Consider the following 17,055-nt stretch of genomic DNA (forward strand, 5'->3'; position numbering starts at 1 on the left):
GGGTGCCACCACCCGACCCGCGAGGAGATGCACATGGCCGTACGGCCCGTCCCTGGCCGCCGCGCCTTCGTCCTGGGCGCCGGTCTCGTCGTACTCGGTGGCTGCTCACGTTCGGGCGACGCCCCCGAGACGACGAGCGGGTCGCCGGGCCCGACGGCGGGCTCGTCGGGGCCGATCGTGCAGCAGCAGCAGGCCGGCACGATCATCACCCCCGAGGACCTGGACGGCATCGTCGATCGCATGGACGCCGCCGTGCACGCAGGCGACGCCGCGGCGCTGCGAGCGGTGGTGCCCGACCTGCCGCTCGCACAGTGGCGTCACCGGCTGCGCAGCATGTCCCAGTTCCCCCTGACCGATCTCGGCTTCGTCTTCGAGCGAGCCAACGACCGGTTCCGCAACGCCAGCGGTGGCGCGCTCGAGGTGACGGCGAGCCTGGTGCTCACACACCGCCTCAAGGGGTGCGATGCCCGGCTCAGCACGCAGTCCTACGACATCCGGCTCAGCAAGGAGGGGGCAGACGCACCCCTGCAGGTGGCCGACCTGTCCGGGCCGATCGGCGACCAGAACCCCTGGGATCTGCCCGGCACCTGGGAGGTGCTGGAGTCCGAGCACGTGGTGCTCATCTGCCGCGCCGAGCACCTCGACGTGGCGCGGGCCCGGCTGGCCGCCGTCGACGCCGGCATCGTGGATGCGATGCAGTTCATCGCGCCGGCGAAGGGCACCTCGCGCCTGGCCTTCACCCTCGACGAGCCGCAGAGCAAGGTGTACGGCGGCGGTGCCGTCGATCGCGGCGGATTCGCGACCCGCGTCGACTTCATCGACCCGCAGGTCGCGGCGACGGCCGCCGGCAAGTCCACCCGGGTCAAGGGCGATCGCATCTTCGCCGGGGCTCGCGTGGTCGTCCGCCCCGACGGCCTCGACAGCACGCCTGCTGCTCGAGAGCTCTCCGCGCACGAGGCCATCCATGCCCTGGCCCTGCAGTGGGCACCGTTCGCCGCCCCCTGGGTCGCGGAGGGTCTCGCCGAGTGGGTCAGTGTCGGCACCGCGTCGGGCATCCGCAACGACGGCTACGCCGTGAGCCTGATCCGCAGCCGCTTCGCCGGCTTCGCCGACCGCTTCCAGGGCTTCGACGCAAGCTGGGACGACGCCTTGTTCCAGAAGCAGGACGACACCACGGTCTACGCCAACTACCTGTGCTCGGCTGCGATCTACGCGATGGTCGAGGAGACGCGCGGGCGCGACGCCGCCCTCGCCCTGGGCAGGGCGCTGTACGAGGACGACGTCGAGAGCGGGCCCGGCACGGCCGGCTGGGGCTCCCAGCGGGCGCTCTTCGATCGCACGGCGCAGTGGGTGGAGTCGCTGTGAGCGCCCGCGGCTGGCGTGCGGCCGTCGCGCTGTCGGGCACGCTCGGCGCACTCGCTCTCGCCGGGTGCACGGGATCCTCCGACGATCCCGATGCCCCCGCTCCCACGAGCGGGTCGAGCGCCACGACGCCGTCCGGTCCCTCGTTGCCCGATCCCACCTCGGTTGCCACCGAGGGCTCCATCGCCGACCCGATGGCCGCTGCGGTCTGGTTGCTCCGCGCCACCGGCACGGCGAGCGACGCCGACTACGACGCCCGGAGCCAAGCGGTCTTCGTCGACGGCGACGTGGCGGTCTACGCCACCCAGGACACCGTGCTCGGCGTGTCCACCACGGACGGCTCGACCATCTGGCAGAGCCCGGTCGACATGGGCGGAGAGGTGATCTCCGCCGCGGCGCCGCGCGCCACCTCCGAGCACACGTGGACCTTCGGGTACACCAACCGCCAGCTCCCCGACGACCTCGGTGACCCGGACCCCACCGGTGACCACATCGTCACCCTCGACATCACCACCGGCGACGTCCTGCGCGACACCGTCGTCGACGGCTTCTTGAGCCTGGAGAACATAGTGATGCTGGGCGACACCGTGTACTACCTCGGTTCCGGCGGCATCTACGAGGTCGAGGCCGACGGCCTCGTCCACGTGCGCCCGCTGGTGCGCAGCAAGGCCCTGGAGAAGGGCGGCGCCTACCCCGCGAGCATCGCCACCTCGCCGTCCAACGATCACGTGATCGTGGCCTACCTGCGTTCCTCCGAGCGCGCCGGTGAGGCGCTGGTCGGCATCGACGTCGAGACCAGGAAGATCCTCTGGCGCCGGCAACTCCAGGACTTCATGGCCCCAGGCCACCTCCAGCAGTACTCCGACGGCAGCGCCCTCGACGCACGGTGGGTGGTGATCCGGGAGTGGTCCGGGGCACCCGACTACGAGACCTGGAACCGCATCAGCACGATCGACGTCGAGACGGGCAAGACGCTGATCGACGGCGGCAGGATCGGCCAGAGCTTCCGCACTCGCGACCAGCGGCTGCACCAGCCGCAGATCGACACCGACGACACCTACGACAGCGGCAGCACGACGATCATGCAGCAGGTGCCCGGCAGCGACACCGACGTGCTCGTCGAGGACATCGACGGCATCACCCGCGTGAACACCGAGACCGGGAGACTGCGCTGGACCAGCAACACCAGTGGGGCCTACCTCGATCGCGGCGGGAGGCTGACCTGGACGCAAGGGCCGCTGCTGCCGGACGGCGAGCACGTGCTCGCCGCGTTGACCTCGGGCGTGTCCGGCGACCTGGGCGTCATCGACCTCGAGGACGGGAGCCTGGTGGGTCGCTGGCACCTCGACGACGAGTTCGCCTCCGGGCTGCTGAAGCGGCCGCTGATGGTCCTCGACGGCGATGCCGTGCTACTGGCACGCAACCAGGCGGAGCAGGGCAGCATGACCCGCTACAACGGCAAGACCCAGAAGACCAAGGGCAAGATCAACGACCTCGGCTGGTTCTCCCTGGCCTCCTGAGCGCCGCATCGGCGTCCGAGTGGCTGCCAGCGGGCGCCATTGACCGGCGGGGCAGACTGACGGGGTGGACCTCACCCTCACCGACGAGCAGCAGTCCTTCCGCCGGGTAGCCCGCGAGTTCTTCGACGCCGAGGCCCTGCCGCACCGCGCCCAGTGGGACCGCGACGAGCAGGTCGACCTCGCCATCGTGCCCAAGATGGGCGAGCTCGGGTTCTTCGGCCTCACCATCCCCGAGGCCTACGGCGGCCTCGGGGGCGACTACCTCACCTACGTGCTGGCGATGGAGGAGCTCGGCCGCGCCGACTCCGCCCTGCGCGGCATCGTCTCGGTGAGCAACGGGCTCTTCGGCAAGTCGGTGCTCGAGTGGGGCACCGAGGAGCAGAAGCAGGAGTACCTGCCAGGCATCGCATCCGGCGAGATCCTCGGCTGCTTCGGCCTCACCGAACCCGACACCGGCTCGGACGCCGGCAACCTCACCAGCCGGGCGAAGCGTGACGGTGACGACTACGTCATCGACGGCCGCAAGCTCTTCATCACCAACGGCACCTGGGCGAAGGTCGCCCTCGTCTTCGCCCGCACCGGCGACGCCGGGCCGCGCGGCGTCTCGGCCTTCCTGGTGCCCACCGACACCCCCGGATTCGAGGCGCTCGAGGTCAAGGGCAAGCTCGGGCTGCGCGGGCAGGCCACCGCCGAGCTCGTGCTCGACGGCGTCCGGGTGCCGGCATCGGCGCGCCTCGGCGAGGAGGGCGAAGGCTTCAAGATCGCCATGAGAACCCTCGACAAGGGGCGGGTGTCGGTCGCGGCCGGCTGCGTCGGGATCGTGCAGGGCTGTCTCGAGGCCTCGGTGGAGTACGCGACCGGGCGCACCCAGTTCGGCAAGCAGCTCGCCGCGTTCCAGCTCGTGCAGGATCTCATCGCCGACATCTCGGTCGACGCCGACGCCGCACGCCTCATGGTCTGGCGCTGCGCCGACCTCATCGACCGCGGCGAACCGTTCGGCACCGCGGCGTCCAAGGCCAAGCTCTTCGCCTCGGAGGCGGCCGTGCGCGCCGCCAACAACGCCGTGCAGGTGCACGGCGGGTCGGGCTACATCGACGAGTACCCGGTGCAGAAGTACCTGCGCGACGCCCGCGTGATGACCCTCTACGAGGGCACCAGCCAGATCCAGAAGCTGCTCATCGGCCGAGCGGAGACCGGCGTCAGCGCCTTCGTGTGACCCGACCACCGGTGGTTGAGCCGCCGGATGCCGAAGGCGGAGGCGTGTCGAAACCCTGCGAGGATGCGCTCGTGACCTTCGATTGGAACGCCCTGCTCACCCAGGCCACCGACGACTTCGCGTTGCTCACCTCGCAGGTCGACCCCACCTCAGACGTACCCACCTGCGACGACTGGTGCGTGGCCGACCTCGTCGACCACCTCGCCGGGGTGCACCAGTGGGCCCGGCACGCCATCGTGCACGGCACCCCCGAGGGCGTGCCCGAGCCGGCCCCGACCGACCTCAGCGCACTGGCCCCGTGGTACGAGGGTCACGCCGCCGCGCTACGCGAGACGCTGACCCGAACCGACGCCGACGCCCCCGCCTGGACCTTCGGACGCCAGTCCGGGACGGCCGGCTGGTGGTATCGCCGTCAGGTGCACGAGACCCTCATGCACACCTACGACCTCCTCGCGGCGGCCGACCGCACGGGTGAGTGGCGCATCGGCCCCGACCTGGCCTGGGACGGCGTGGCCGAGGTGCTCGACACGTTCTACGTGCGCCAGGTGCGACTGGCCCGCTGCGAGCCCCTGGGCGGCACCCTGCGCCTGGTCGCCACCGACCTCGACGACGCAGCACCCGTGTGCCTGGGCGAGATGGCACCCGTCGTCGAGATCGCCGCCCCCGCCCACGAGATCCTGCTCGGACTCTGGAAGCGGGCCCCCATGCCCACCACCGACGAGACCGCGCTCACCCTGCTCGACTCCCCCGTCGTCCCCTGACCCGTCGCCAGTTTTCCGCTGACCCGTCGCCAGTTTTCCGCTGACCTGCCACGACTTTTCACCGTCCTGAAAACTCGCGGCAGGTCACGCGCAAAAACGTGACGGGTCACGTGAAAACTGGTGGCAGGTCAGCGGGGGTGGGACTCCAGGATGCGGAAGCCCTTGGCCGAGGCCAGTCGGTGGGTGGGGAAGCCCTGGTCGGTGAGCCAGCGCTGCAGGGAGTCCGCCCCGAGGTTCTTGCCGACCACCATGACGGCGCGTCCGCCCGGTGCCAGCCGGGCCAGCCAGGTGAGCAGCAGGTCGTGCAGCGCCTGCTTGCCGATGCGGATCGGCGGGTTCGACCAGATCTCGTCGAAGGTCGTGTCGAGGGCCACCTGGCCCGGCGTGCACGCCGTGTAGCGGTCGGCGACGCCGAGGGTGGCGGCGTTCTCGTTGGCCAACAGGACGGCGCGCTCGTTGACGTCGACCGCGGTCACGGTGATGCCGGGCGTGGCCACCGCCGCGGCGAGCCCGATCACGCCGTACCCGCACCCCAGGTCGAGCACGTGACCTCCGGCGGGAGGTTCGGTCTCGCGGAACAGCACCGCGGTGCCGATGTCGACGCGCCCCCGCGCGAACACCCCGGACCCGCTCACCAGCCGGAGGTCGTGGCCCCACACGCTGGCCTCGACCGACTCGCGCTTGAACGGCACCGAGGGGTCGGCGCTGAAGTAGTGCTCGTCCTGCTCGTTCACCGGTGCTCCTCCCCGAGCGGTGCTCGCCGCGCCCGGGTCTGCTCCGCACGCGCGGCGAGCTCGGCGGCGTCGGGATAGCCGACCTCCTCCAACGTCAACCCGTGCGCCGGGGCGACCGCGACCTCGGGCGAGCGCGTGGCGCCGGCCAGCACCTGCGCCGACCACGCTGCGGGGCGGCGGCCCTCACCGACGGCGAGCAGACAGCCGACCAGCGCGCGCACCATCGAGTGGCAGAACGCGTCGGCCCGCACCGTCGCCTCGAGCACGCCGTCCGGCCGACGCGCCCAGGCCAGGTCGAGCAGGGTGCGCACGGTGGTGGCTCCCTCGCGTTGCTTGCAGAACGCCGCGAAGTCGTGCAGCCCGACCAGCGGCTCGCTCGCCGCCCGCAGCGAAGCGAGGTCGAGCGGGCGGGCCCAGGCGAGCACGTGCTGTCGGGCCAGTGGGTCGACGGCGGCCGCGCGGTCGGCGACCCGGTACACGTAGCGCCGCCAGGTCGCCGAGAACCGAGCGTCGAACCCGTCGGCGGCCTCATTCACGCGCCGCACGACGACGTCGTCGGGCAGGATGCCGGCCAGCCGCCGCGTCAGCGCGTCGAGCGGCGGCTCCGGGCTCCGCCCGGCCGAGGCCGCGAGCTCGTCGGCGGTCGTGTCGACGTGCAGCACCTGCCCCCGGGCGTGGACGCCGGTGTCGGTACGCCCCGCGCACACGACGGGCACGCGGATCAGGGTGCCGTCTGGCTCCCGGCGACGCAGCGCCACCGCCAGCGCCCGCTCGACCTCGCCCTGCACGGTGCGCAGCCCCGGCTGGGTGGCCCAGCCGTGGAAGGCGGTGCCGTCGTAGGCGAGATCAACGCGGAGGCGCACCCCATCATCCTTCCGTACGCTGGCCGCGTGAGCACTTCGGGCGCCCCGACCCCACCCGCGGGTTCCGTGGCCACGACCCTTCCCGGCCCCGCACCCAGCATCGTGCTGTGCGCGCAGGAGCACCTCGACACCCTGCGCGACTCCTTCGCCCGCTACGAGCGCGAGTACGACCTGCGTACCGCCCGGACGGCGTCCGAGGCGGAGCAGGTGGCGCGCGAGGTCGTGCGCGACGGCGGCACGGTGGCACTGTTCGTGTCCGACTCCCGGCTGCCTGACTCGCACGTGCTCGCCGCGTTCCACCGGTGGCGCCAGGTCGTGCCGACGGCCCGGCGGTTGATCGCCTCGCACTGGGAGTACTTCCTGCCCGACGCCGCCGACCTGCGCGCCGGCATGGCGAAGGGCAAGTACGACGGCTACCTGCTGATGCCGCGCGGGGTGCGCGACGAGGAGTTCCACCACGCGGTGAGCGAGCTGCTCTCGGACTGGAGTTCCACGTCGGCCAACCCCGAGGTCGTGTCGGTGAAGATCGTGAGCGACGACGCGCACGGCCTGGTGCTGGAGATCCGCGACTTTCTCGACCGCATGGGCATGCCGAACCGGGTCTACCACCCCGACAGCGACGTCGGACGCGCGCTGCACGAGCAGGCCGGGCCACCCGCCGAGGGCGAGCCCGGCTATCCACTGGTCATGGCGCTGAACCGGCTGCCGGTGCGTCCGCGCAGCGTGCGCGAGGTCGCGGCCGGCATCTATGGCGCACCGAGCGAGGTCACGCTCGAGCGCACCGTCGACCTGTGTGTGGTCGGTGGCGGGCCCGCCGGACTGGCTGCCTCGGTGTACGGCGCCTCCGAGGGGCTCTCCACCGTGCTCGTCGAGGCCGAGGCCATCGGCGGGCAGGCCGGCACCTCGTCGATGATCCGCAACTACCTCGGCTTTCCACGCGGCATCTCGGGCATGCGGCTGGCCCAGCGCGCCCGCAACCAGGCGCTGCGCTTCGGCACCGAGTTCTTCACCGGTTGTCAGGTCGAGCGTCTCGAGCCCGGCGTCGGCGGCGCACCGCACCGGCTGCACACCTCCGGTGGCGAGCTCGCCGCGCGCGCCGTCGTGATCGCCAGCGGAGTCGCCTACCGCAAGCTGCGCGTCGAGCCGCTGGAGCACCTCGTCGGGCGCGGCGTCTTCTACGGCGCCGCCATGACCGCCGCCCGCGAGATGGAAGGCCAGGACGTCTTCGTCGTGGGCGGTGGCAACTCGGCCGGCCAGGCTGCCGTGCACCTGGCGCGGTTCGCGCGGTCGGTGACGATCGTCGTCCGCCGCCGCGGGCTGGAGGAGACGATGTCGAGCTACCTCATCGGCGAGATCGCCTACAACCCCCGCATCACGGTGCGCCCCTGCACCGAGGTCACGGACGGCGGTGGCGCCGCGCACCTGGAGTGGCTGGCACTCACCGACTCCCGCGACGGCTCGGTCGAACAGGTGCCGGCCTACGGACTGTTCCTGCTGCTCGGCGCCGCCCCGCACTGCGACTGGCTGCCCGAGTCCTTGGCCCGCGACCCCGGCGGCTTCGTGCTCACCGGACGCGACGTGCCCCAGCAGTGCTGGCTCGACGGCCTGCCCCCGGCCAATCTCGCCACCACCGTGCCCGGCGTCTTCGCGGTCGGCGACATCCGCGCCGGCTCGATGAAGCGGGTCGCCGCGGCGGCCGGCGAGGGCGCCTCCGTCGTGCCCCTGGTGCACAGCTACCTCACCTGACCGCCCTCACCCCCGAGGGGCCGCGAATCGTCCCCCGAGGGGCCGCGAATCGTCCCCCCGAAGGGTCGCGAATCGTGTCTCGAGGGGTCAGGCTCCGAGCAGCTCGTGGCGGTACGGCGGGTCCGCACCCGGACGCGACACGGTGATGGCCGCGGCCGTGGCGGCGTGGTCGAGCAGTTCCTCGACGACGTCGTCGGGGACGCCGGACACGCGACCGCCCAGCAGTCCGCGCGACCAGAGTGCGTCGAGGAGGGCGGCCGCGAAGGTGTCGCCCGCGCCGATGGTGTCGGCGACGGTGACCGGCCGTGAGGCCACCGTGAGCGCACGGTCGGCGTCGACCCAGGTGGCGCCCTCGCCGCCCCGGGTGATCACCACCGCGCCCGCGCCGAGACGCACGAGACGCCGGGCGGCGTCGTCCACGGCCAGATCGGGCCAGAGAGCCTCGAGATCCTCGTCGCTGGCCTTCACGACATCGGCCAGGGCGGCCAGTCGCTCCACGACGGCGACCACCTCCGGACCGTCTCCGGTGATGGTCGTCCGCGCGTTGACGTCGTAGGTCACCGTGGCGTGCGGTCGCAGCGCCTCGACCAGCCCGGCCACATCGTCGGCACCGGGCTGCACCACTGCTCCCAGCGCGCACGCGTGCACGGCGAGCGGGGCGGGCGCCAGGGGCACCTCGCCCAACCGCCACTCGACGTCGAACTCGTACGAGGCGGAGCCGTCGCGCCCGATGGTCGCCTGGGCCGAGGAGCTGTGACCCACCACGTGCGGGTCGGAGGCGAGCTCGACGCCCGAGTCGCTCAGGTGCCGACCGAGCAGGCGGCCGTACTCGTCGTCGGCGAAGGCGGTCGCGAACCGCACGGGCCGCTCGAGGCGGGCGAGGGCGACGGCCACGTTCGCAGCGCTCCCGCCCGCGTGTTCGGACACCGTGCCGTCCGCCGCGTGCACGACGTCGACGAGCGACTCCCCGACGACCAGCACGTCGGCCCGCTGACTGCTCATGCCGGGTGTGTACCACGTCACGTCGAGCCCACACACCTCGACGGGGGTCCGGGCACCCTCGGCCTACAGTGCGGGCATGAGCGTGCTCCCCCTCGAGGACTCCGCCGACGTGCCGCCCTTCGAGCAGCTGCGCCGGCAGATCGCCTCGCGCGCGTCGTCCGGTGACCTGCCGCCCGGCACCAGGCTGCCCACGGTGCGCGCGCTGGCCGAGCAGCTCGGACTCGCGAACAACACCGTCGCCAAGACCTACCGCGCCCTGGAGGGTGACGGCGTGATCGTCACCGAAGGACGCCGCGGCACGTTCGTGGCCTCGGGCTCCCGGGCCGCGAGCGAGGACGCCGCCCGGGCGGCCTCGACCTACGCCGGTCGCGCCCGCCGGCTCGGCCTGGGCCTGGCAGAGGCCCAGCGGCTCCTGGCCGAGCGGTGGGAGGTCCGCTGATGCGTCACGTCGTCGTCGGAGCGGGTGCCATCGGGGCGGGCGTCGCGGCGCTCCTGCACGAGGCCGGACTGCCCGTCGCGCTGGTCGCACGCGGCGACACCCTGGCCGCGGTGCGGGAGCACGGGGTACGGCTCACCGTCGGGCACGACGAGCGGTTCGTGCCGGTGCCCGTCGTCGGGTCGCTCGCCGATCTCGACTGGACGCCGCCCGACGCCGTCGTCCACCTCGCGGTGAAGTCGCACCAGACCGAGGCGATCGTGCCCGACCTCGTCGCCCACGTGCCCGACCGGGTACCCGTGGTGTGCCTGCAGAACGGGGTGTCGAACGAGCGGTTGCTGCTGCGCCACCGCCCGCTCGTGCACGGGTGCGTGGTGATGATGCCGGCCTCGAGCCTGGCCCCGGGCGAGGTGCTGCTGCACTCCTTGAACCGGCCCGGCCTGTTCGACGTCGGCCGCTTCCCCGCTGGTGCCGACGCCGACGACGACGCGCTCGCGACCGACCTGCGTCACGCAGGCTTCGACGTCGTGGTGCGCCCCGAGGTGATGGCGTGGAAGCACCGCAAGCTGCTGATGAACCTGGGCAACGCCGTCGACGCCGCGTGCCTCGACTCCCCCGACGCCGATCGCCTCACCGACATCCTGCGCGCCGAGGGCCAGGAGATCCTGGAGCGCCGTGGCGTCGCGGTGGTCGGCCAGGACGCCGACCGCGATCGCCGCGGCGACCTGCTGCGCCCACTCGTGCGACGCGACGAGGCCGGTAGCTCCACGTGGCAGAGCCTGGCACGCGGCACCGGGAGCACCGAGGTCGACCACCTCAACGGCGAGATCGTGCTCCAGGCCCGGCTGGGCGGGTTCGAGGCCCCCGCCAACGCCCTGCTGCAGAACACCGTCGTCGAGCTGGCCCGGGCCGGCGGGGCACCTCGCTCGCTGGACGCCGCCTCGTTGCTCGCGCAGCTCTGACCGCGATCCCACCGCCTGACGCGAGAAGCACGCGAGGCCCCGACCCGGGATGCGGGTCGGGGCCTCGTGGGCTGGCTGCTGGGCGGTGAGGAGGTCAGGCCTTCTCGTCGTCGGCGGCCGGGGTCTCGGCGTCGGACGCCTCGTCGGCGGGAACCTCGTCGGTCGCCTCGGTGGCGGCCTCCTCGGTGCCCTCGACGTTGGGGGCCTCGGACTCCAGCGTCGCGTCGGCGTCACCCTCGGTGGTCACGTCGTCCTCGACAGCCGGCTCGTCGGCCGGGGTGCTGGTAGCGGCCGGAGCGGTGGCCTTGGCGTTCGACGGCTTGGGCGAGTACGCCTCGGTCACGAGCTCGATGACGGCCATGGGCGCGTTGTCGCCCTTACGGGGGCCGAGCTTGGTGATGCGGGTGTAGCCGCCCGGACGGTCGGCGAAGGCCGGCGCGATCTCGGTGAAGAGGCGGTGCTGGGGGAACTTGTTGACGACGAGCACGCCGTCCTCCTCCAGCGCGCGCTGGTCGACGCCCGGGAAGAGCTCGCGCAACACGAGGCGACGGTTGTGCAGGTCGCCCTTCTTGGCCTTGGTGATGAGCTTCTCGGCGTAGGGGCGCAGCGCCCGGGCCTTGCGCTCGGTGGTGGTGATCCGGCCGTAGGTGAACAGCTGGGTGGCCAGGTTGCGCAGGATGAGGCGCTGGTGGGCCGGGCTGCCGCCGAGGCGGGGGCCCTTGGTGGGCTTGGGCATGTCTTCTCTCTCATTCTCCCCGGCCGTACCAGGTACCGGGGTAGACGTTGATTGTCTTGAGGACTGAGCTCTGCGCTCAGTACTGCTCGTCCTCGACGAAGGCGTCGTCCTCGTCGTCGGAGTACGCCGCGAGGGCGGCCTGCGGGTCGAAACCGGGGGCGCTGTCCTTGAGGGACAGACCCATCTCGACCAGCTTGGCCTTGACCTCGTCGATCGACTTCGCGCCGAAGTTGCGGATGTCGAGCAGGTCTTGCTCCGAGCGGCTGATGAGCTCACCCACGGTGTGGATGCCCTCGCGCTTGAGGCAGTTGTAGGACCGCACGGTCAGCTGGAGGTCCTCGACCGGGAGGGCGAGGTCGGCCGCGAGCTGCTCGTCGACCGGCGAGGGGCCGATGTCGATGCCCTCGGCCTCGACGTTGAGCTCGCGGGCCAGGCCGAACAGCTCGACGAGGGTCTTGCCGGCCGAGGCGATGGCGTCGCGGGGACGGATCGAGGGCTTGGTCTCGACGTCGATCACCAGCTTGTCGAAGTCGGTGCGCTGCTCGACACGGGTGGCCTCGACCTTGTACGACACCCGCAGCACGGGGCTGTAGATGGAGTCGACGGGCATCCGGCCGATCTCGTTGTCGGCGCCCTTGTTCTGCTGGCTCGACACGTAGCCGCGGCCACGCTCGACGACCAGCTCCATCTCCAGCTTGCCCTTGTCGGACAGCGTGGCGATGACCAGGTCGGGGTTGTGCACCTCGACACCGGCCGGCGGGGCGATGTCGGCCGCGGTGACGGGGCCGGCACCGGACTTGCGCAGGTACATGGTGACCGGCTCGTCGTGCTCCGAGGAGACGACCAGGGCCTTGAGGTTGAGGATGACCTCGGTGACGTCCTCCTTGACACCCTCGATGGTGGTGAACTCGTGGAGGACGTTGTCGATCTTGATGCTCGTGACCGAGGCACCGGGGATCGAGCTGAGCAGGGTGCGGCGCAGCGAGTTGCCGAGGGTGTAGCCGAAGCCCGGCTCGAGGGGCTCGATGACGAACCGCGAGCGGAACTCGTCGATGGTCTCTTCCGAGAGGGTGGGGCGCTGTGCGATGAGCACTTGTTCTTTCCTTTCCGGACCCGACCGCTATATGAGGGATCCGAACTGCGAGGTGGAAGGGAAACGTGGTGACTTCCACCCACGGTCCCCGACCCAGACTCCGACGGTGCGTACCGAAGGGGGTCTGGGGCGGAGCCCCAGTGGGGGGCAGTCGGGGGGGCGAAGCCCCCCGACCGATTACTTCTTGGAGTAGAACTCGACGATCAGCTGCTCCTGCACCGGGATGTCGATCTGGGCCCGGACGGGCACCTGGTGCACGAGGATGCGCATACGGTTCGGCAGCGCCTGGAGCCAGGCCGGGACGACGCGCTCGCCGTGGGTCTCGCGAGCCACGATGAACGGGGTCATCTCCAGGGACTTCTGGCGCACGTCGATGATGTCGTGCGCGGTGACCTGGAACGAGGGGATGTCGACCTTGGTGCCGTTGACCACGAAGTGGCCGTGGCTCACGAGCTGGCGGGCGTGACGACGCGTGCGGGCGAACCCGGCGCGGTAGACCACGTTGTCGAGACGGCACTCGAGCAGCTGGAGCAGGTTGTCACCTGTCTTGCCGTCCCGCCGAGCGGCCTCGACGTAGTAGTTGTAGAACTGCTTCTCCATCACGCCGTAGGTGAAGCGCGCCTTCTGCTTCTCCTGGAGCTGGTTGCGGTACTCGCTCTCCTTGATGCGAGCACGACCGTGCTGGCCGGGAGCGTAGGGGCGACGCTCGAACGCGGCGTCACCGCCGATCAGGTCCACGCCGAGGCGGCGGGACTTGCGGGTCATGGGGCCGGTGTAACGGGCCATTTCAGTAGTCTCCTAGTTCCGTAGCCGCGGGTCAGACGCGGCGGCGCTTCGGCGGGCGGCAGCCGTTGTGCGGCGTGGGCGTGACGTCCTGGATGGTGCCGACCTCGAGGCCGATGGCACCCAGGGAGCGGATCGCGGTCTCGCGGCCCGAGCCCGGGCCCTTGACGAAGACGTCGATCTTCTTCATGCCGTGCTCCATCGCCCGGCGGCCAGCGGCCTCGGCGGCCATCTGGGCGGCGTACGGGGTGGACTTGCGCGAGCCCTTGAAGCCGACGGTGCCGGCAGAGGCCCACGAGATCACCGCACCGGTGGGGTCGGTGATGGTGACGATGGTGTTGTTGAACGTGCTCTTGATGTGAGCTTCGCCGGTGGCGACGTTCTTCTTCTCCTTGCGGCGCACCTTCTTGGCGCCGGCCGCGGTGCGGCTCTTGGGAGGCATACGGTTTCTCCTACGAGTTGCTGGTCAGTGAGGCGTGGGGCCGAGGGACGTGGCGCAGAGGCGCACGCGTCACTTGGCCTTCTTCTTGCCGGCGACGGTGCGCTTGGGGCCCTTGCGGGTACGCGCGTTGGTCTTGGTGCGCTGGCCGCGCACGGGCAGACCCATGCGGTGGCGGCGTCCCTGGTAGCTACCGATCTCGATCTTGCGGCGGATGTCCGCCTGGACCTCACGACGGAGGTCACCTTCGATCTGGTAGCTGGCCTCGATCGCGTCGCGGAGCTTGACCAGCTCAGCGTCGCCGAGCTCGTGCACCCGCAGGTCGGGGCTCACGCCGGTCTCGGCGAGCAGCTTCTGGGCGGAGGTACGGCCGATGCCGTAGATGTAGGTGAGTGCGACCTCGATGCGCTTGTCACGCGGGAGGTCGACACCGACGAGGCGAGCCATGTTCATGGCCTTTCCGTGGTTCACAGAGGTGTCGGTCGTGACGCGCCCCGCTGTGCGGGCTCCGGCCCCTGTTCCGGAGGTCAAGTCAGCACGCGGGTTGCGTGCCTAGCGTTCACGTTGGGGTGGTGTTCAGTTGTGGTGCTGGTGGTGCTGCGTGTGAGGTGGTGCTGCTTCCTCACCGGGTTTCGACTCGCCCGTTCCCGCCTCGCGAGCTCGGCGGGAGGGCTTGCTCAACCTGCGGCGCAGAGGCCGTCGACGCTCCTTCGTCGCGTCGTCGGCTTCAGCCTTGCCGCTGCTTGTGACGCGGGTTGTCGCAGATCACCATGACGCGGCCGTGGCGACGGATCACCTGGCACTTGTCGCAGATGCGCTTGACGCTGGGCTTGACCTTCATCTGAGGCCCTTTCTGGTGAGCAGGACGTGCCTGCTCGTCGGCTGGCTACTTGTACCGGTAGACGATGCGACCTCGGGTGAGGTCGTAGGGGGAGAGCTCCACCACCACGCGGTCCTCGGGGAGGATCCGGATGTAGTGCTGGCGCATCTTGCCGCTGATGTGGGCGAGAACCTTGTGTCCGTTGCTCAGCTCCACACGGAACATCGCGTTGGGGAGGGCCTCCACTACGGTGCCCTCGATCTCGATCACGCCTTCCTTCTTCGGCATGTCCTCCACAATCTCTCGTCGCGTTGTCTACCCTTGCTGCACCGCTCGGCCGAGGCCGAGCGGGTGACCCGGGAACCGCCCTGGCGCGCGGAGTTGACCACGACACGCAGGTGGACCTCGTGCGGCAGATCCGGCGCCTCGCCCAGCACCTGGCACTCATCACTGCGAGCAGCGAATCACCGGGTCCGGGCAGCCGTGAGGCGCCATCGGACATGCCCACGTTGGGCCGACACGCCAGTGTAGGGGTATCGGAGGTCGAAACCCCAATCGCGCGGCGGCTCGCCGGCGGGCCCGCTCACCGGTCCAGGAGCAGGCGCAGCGTCGTCTCTCGGGCGGGCGCGACACCCGGCTCGGTGCCCACATGGGCACCAGCGACCGGATGCACCATGACCTCGTCGACTCCGTACTCCTCGGCGAGCTCGCTGATGCGGGCACGTGCCTGCGCGGCGTCCCCGATGACCCAGCGGCCGGCCATCTTCTCCACCAGGTCGCGCTGGGGATCGGTGAGCTCGACCTTCTCCGCCTCCTCGACCAGTAGCTGCGCCGACAGCGGCTGACCGGTGCGCAGTGCCAGCATCATCAGCTGGTTGGGCAGGGCGAGACGCCAGGCCTCCTCGCTGGTGTCGGCGACGACGGCATTGACGGTGAGGAACGTGCGCGGTGCTTCCAGCACAGCCGAGGGCTGGAAGCCGGAGCGGTACAGCTCGAGGGCCTCTGCGGTGCCGGACCCGGAGAAGTGGTGCGCGAACACGTAGGGCAGCCCGCGCGAAGCGGCAAGCTGCGCGGAATAGTCCGACGACCCGAGCAGCCACAGGTCGGGCACCCCGGCCGCGGCCGGGGTGGCGCGCAACGCCTGGCTGCGGCCCGCCACGCTGACTGCGACGCCCTTGGGAGCCATCATCGAGGCCACGTTGTCGACATAGGCGGGGAACTGCGAGACCGCGTCGTCGCCGACTCCCCCGGCCCCGTGCCGCAGTGCGTAGGAGGTGATCGGGTCGGTGCCGGGCGCGCGCCCGATGCCGAGGTCGACCCGGCCGGGGAAGGCGGCCTCGAGCAGGGCGAACTGCTCGGCCACCACGAGGGGTGCGTGGTTGGGCAGCATGACGCCGCCCGAGCCCACCCGGATCCGTTCGGTGCGAGAGCCGATCAGCCCGATCATCACCGGAGGGTTCGTGGCCGCGACGGCCGGCATGTTGTGGTGCTCGGCCACCCAGAACCGCCGGTAGCCCGCCCGGTCGGCTGTCTGCGCGAGACGCAATGACGCCGCCACGGCGTCCGCGGAGGTCTGGTCGGAGCGCACGGGTACGAGGTCGAGAACGGAGAGGGCAGGCAGGTCACTCATCGCCGTGTCAACACCAGCACCGGCACGCCCATTCCAGGCACGGCGCACGGACCATCGTGCGGTACGGCACTGCCCCACCGCCCGCGGAGGGCTCGCGGTCGGATCAGTCCGCCCAGGGACCGAACGGCACGCCCAAGCGGGTCAGGTCCGCCTCGCCGCCGTCGAGAGCGGTGAGTACCCAGGCGCCCGAGGGCGTGAGGGTGAACGTGTGCTCCCAGTGCGCGGCCCAAGAGCCATCGGCAGTGACGGCGGTCCAGTCGTCGTCGAGCACGTCGCACTCGTGCGTGCCGAGGGTGACCATCGGCTCGACCGCCAGCGCGAGACCCTCGCGAAGCCGAGGGCCGCGGCCGGGACGGCCGACGTTCGGCACGTTGGGCGGTAGGTGCATCTGGCTGCCGATGCCGTGCCCGGTGAAGTCCTCGACGATGCCGTAGGGGCCTTGCGCGCGCAGGTAGCTCTCGACGGCGTGCGAGATGTCCCCGATGCGGGCGCCTACGTGGGCAGCCGCGATGCCGCGCCACATCGACTCTCGCGTCACCTCGATCAGCTCACCGACCTGCTCGGGCACCCCGCCGACCGCCACGGTCAGCGCGGCGTCGCCGTGCCAGCCCTCGACGATCGCACCGCAGTCGATGGAGATGACGTCGCCCTCTGCCAGCACCCGGGAACCGGGGATGCCGTGCACCACCTCGTCGTTGACCGAGGCGCAGATGGAACCCGGGAAGCCGTGGTAGCCGAGGAAGGACGGCGTCGCTCCGGCGCCTCGGATCGCGTCCTCCGCGAGCGCATCGAGCTCGCCCGTGCTCAGCCCGGGCCGCACGGCGTCACGGAGGAGCTGGAGCGTCTCACCGACCACCAATCCGGCTCGCCTCATCAGGCGCACCTGCTCGGCGTCCTTGATCTCCAGGCCTCGGTCGAGGAGTCCCACCTCTGTCACCGCCGCTGTGGACGG

General features: G+C 71.2%; 19 protein-coding genes. 7 read left to right on the forward strand and 12 right to left on the reverse strand.

The window, feature by feature from the left end:
- Positions 1–33: 33 nt before the first annotated feature.
- The 4 genes from ISG29_RS14740 (at position 34) to ISG29_RS14755 (ending at position 4,859) form a co-directional block, all read left to right on the forward strand.
- Positions 34–1,365, forward strand: a complete 1,332-nt coding sequence (locus tag ISG29_RS14740; protein WP_194504216.1) for a hypothetical protein — start codon at positions 34–36, stop codon at positions 1,363–1,365.
- Complete coding sequence (locus tag ISG29_RS14745) at positions 1,362–2,882, forward strand: PQQ-binding-like beta-propeller repeat protein (RefSeq protein WP_194504217.1); 1,521 nt, start codon at positions 1,362–1,364, stop codon at positions 2,880–2,882. Before ISG29_RS14740 ends, ISG29_RS14745 begins: the two co-directional genes overlap by 4 nt.
- A 64-nt stretch (positions 2,883–2,946) precedes the next feature.
- Positions 2,947–4,098, forward strand: coding sequence for an acyl-CoA dehydrogenase family protein (locus tag ISG29_RS14750; protein WP_194504218.1), 1,152 nt, complete (start codon positions 2,947–2,949; stop codon positions 4,096–4,098).
- 71 nt (positions 4,099–4,169) lie between these two features.
- Complete coding sequence (locus ISG29_RS14755) at positions 4,170–4,859, forward strand: maleylpyruvate isomerase family mycothiol-dependent enzyme (protein WP_194504219.1); 690 nt, start codon at positions 4,170–4,172, stop codon at positions 4,857–4,859.
- A gap of 128 nt (positions 4,860–4,987) precedes the next feature.
- On the opposite strand, the gene ISG29_RS14760 is transcribed toward ISG29_RS14755, so the two are convergent.
- Both ISG29_RS14760 and truA read right to left on the reverse strand, forming a co-directional pair.
- Complete coding sequence (locus ISG29_RS14760; protein ID WP_194504220.1) at positions 4,988–5,593, reverse strand: class I SAM-dependent methyltransferase; 606 nt, start codon at positions 5,591–5,593, stop codon at positions 4,988–4,990.
- Entirely contained in the window at positions 5,590–6,456 is an 867-nt protein-coding gene (gene truA, locus ISG29_RS14765; protein ID WP_194504221.1) for a tRNA pseudouridine(38-40) synthase TruA, read from the reverse strand. Before truA ends, ISG29_RS14760 begins: the two co-directional genes overlap by 4 nt.
- A 27-nt stretch (positions 6,457–6,483) precedes the next feature.
- Between truA and ISG29_RS14770 the strand changes: the two genes are divergently transcribed.
- Entirely contained in the window at positions 6,484–8,202 is a 1,719-nt protein-coding gene (locus ISG29_RS14770) for an FAD-dependent oxidoreductase (protein ID WP_328829285.1), read from the forward strand.
- 87 nt (positions 8,203–8,289) lie between these two features.
- On the opposite strand, the gene ISG29_RS14775 is transcribed toward ISG29_RS14770, so the two are convergent.
- Positions 8,290–9,204, reverse strand: coding sequence for a PfkB family carbohydrate kinase (locus ISG29_RS14775; RefSeq protein ID WP_207793158.1), 915 nt, complete (start codon positions 9,202–9,204; stop codon positions 8,290–8,292).
- Between the two features lie 76 nt (positions 9,205–9,280).
- Between ISG29_RS14775 and ISG29_RS14780 the strand changes: the two genes are divergently transcribed.
- Entirely contained in the window at positions 9,281–9,643 is a 363-nt protein-coding gene (locus tag ISG29_RS14780) for a GntR family transcriptional regulator (protein WP_194504222.1), read from the forward strand.
- Entirely contained in the window at positions 9,643–10,602 is a 960-nt protein-coding gene (locus ISG29_RS14785; RefSeq protein WP_194504223.1) for a ketopantoate reductase family protein, read from the forward strand. Before ISG29_RS14780 ends, ISG29_RS14785 begins: the two co-directional genes overlap by 1 nt.
- 94 nt (positions 10,603–10,696) lie before the next feature.
- On the opposite strand, the gene rplQ is transcribed toward ISG29_RS14785, so the two are convergent.
- The 9 genes from rplQ to map form a co-directional block, all read right to left on the reverse strand.
- Entirely contained in the window at positions 10,697–11,338 is a 642-nt protein-coding gene (gene rplQ / locus ISG29_RS14790; protein WP_194504224.1) for a 50S ribosomal protein L17, read from the reverse strand.
- A 76-nt stretch (positions 11,339–11,414) separates the two neighbouring features.
- Positions 11,415–12,431 (reverse strand): DNA-directed RNA polymerase subunit alpha, encoded by a 1,017-nt coding sequence (locus ISG29_RS14795; protein WP_194504225.1) that lies wholly within the window; start codon positions 12,429–12,431, stop codon positions 11,415–11,417.
- Positions 12,432–12,608: 177 nt separating this feature from the next.
- The gene (rpsD, locus tag ISG29_RS14800) at positions 12,609–13,217 is read right to left on the reverse strand and encodes a 30S ribosomal protein S4 (RefSeq protein ID WP_194504226.1); all 609 of its coding nucleotides are present in this window, start codon (positions 13,215–13,217) and stop codon (positions 12,609–12,611) included.
- A gap of 31 nt (positions 13,218–13,248) precedes the next feature.
- Positions 13,249–13,656 (reverse strand): 30S ribosomal protein S11, encoded by a 408-nt coding sequence (gene rpsK / locus ISG29_RS14805; protein ID WP_194504227.1) that lies wholly within the window; start codon positions 13,654–13,656, stop codon positions 13,249–13,251.
- 69 nt (positions 13,657–13,725) lie between these two features.
- A complete protein-coding gene (rpsM, locus tag ISG29_RS14810; protein ID WP_194504228.1) occupies positions 13,726–14,100 on the reverse strand; it encodes a 30S ribosomal protein S13 in 375 nt (124 codons plus the stop codon).
- 280 nt (positions 14,101–14,380) lie between these two features.
- Positions 14,381–14,494, reverse strand: coding sequence for a 50S ribosomal protein L36 (gene rpmJ, locus ISG29_RS14815; RefSeq protein WP_194504229.1), 114 nt, complete (start codon positions 14,492–14,494; stop codon positions 14,381–14,383).
- 45 nt (positions 14,495–14,539) lie between these two features.
- Entirely contained in the window at positions 14,540–14,761 is a 222-nt protein-coding gene (gene infA, locus ISG29_RS14820; protein WP_011757309.1) for a translation initiation factor IF-1, read from the reverse strand.
- A 295-nt stretch (positions 14,762–15,056) separates the two neighbouring features.
- A complete protein-coding gene (locus tag ISG29_RS14825) occupies positions 15,057–16,103 on the reverse strand; it encodes an LLM class flavin-dependent oxidoreductase (protein WP_194504230.1) in 1,047 nt (348 codons plus the stop codon).
- A gap of 103 nt (positions 16,104–16,206) precedes the next feature.
- Positions 16,207–17,031, reverse strand: coding sequence for a type I methionyl aminopeptidase (gene map, locus ISG29_RS14830; protein WP_194504231.1), 825 nt, complete (start codon positions 17,029–17,031; stop codon positions 16,207–16,209).
- Positions 17,032–17,055 lie beyond the last annotated feature (24 nt).

The organism is Nocardioides acrostichi, assembly GCF_015319165.1.
Lineage (GTDB): Bacteria > Actinomycetota > Actinomycetes > Propionibacteriales > Nocardioidaceae > Nocardioides > Nocardioides acrostichi.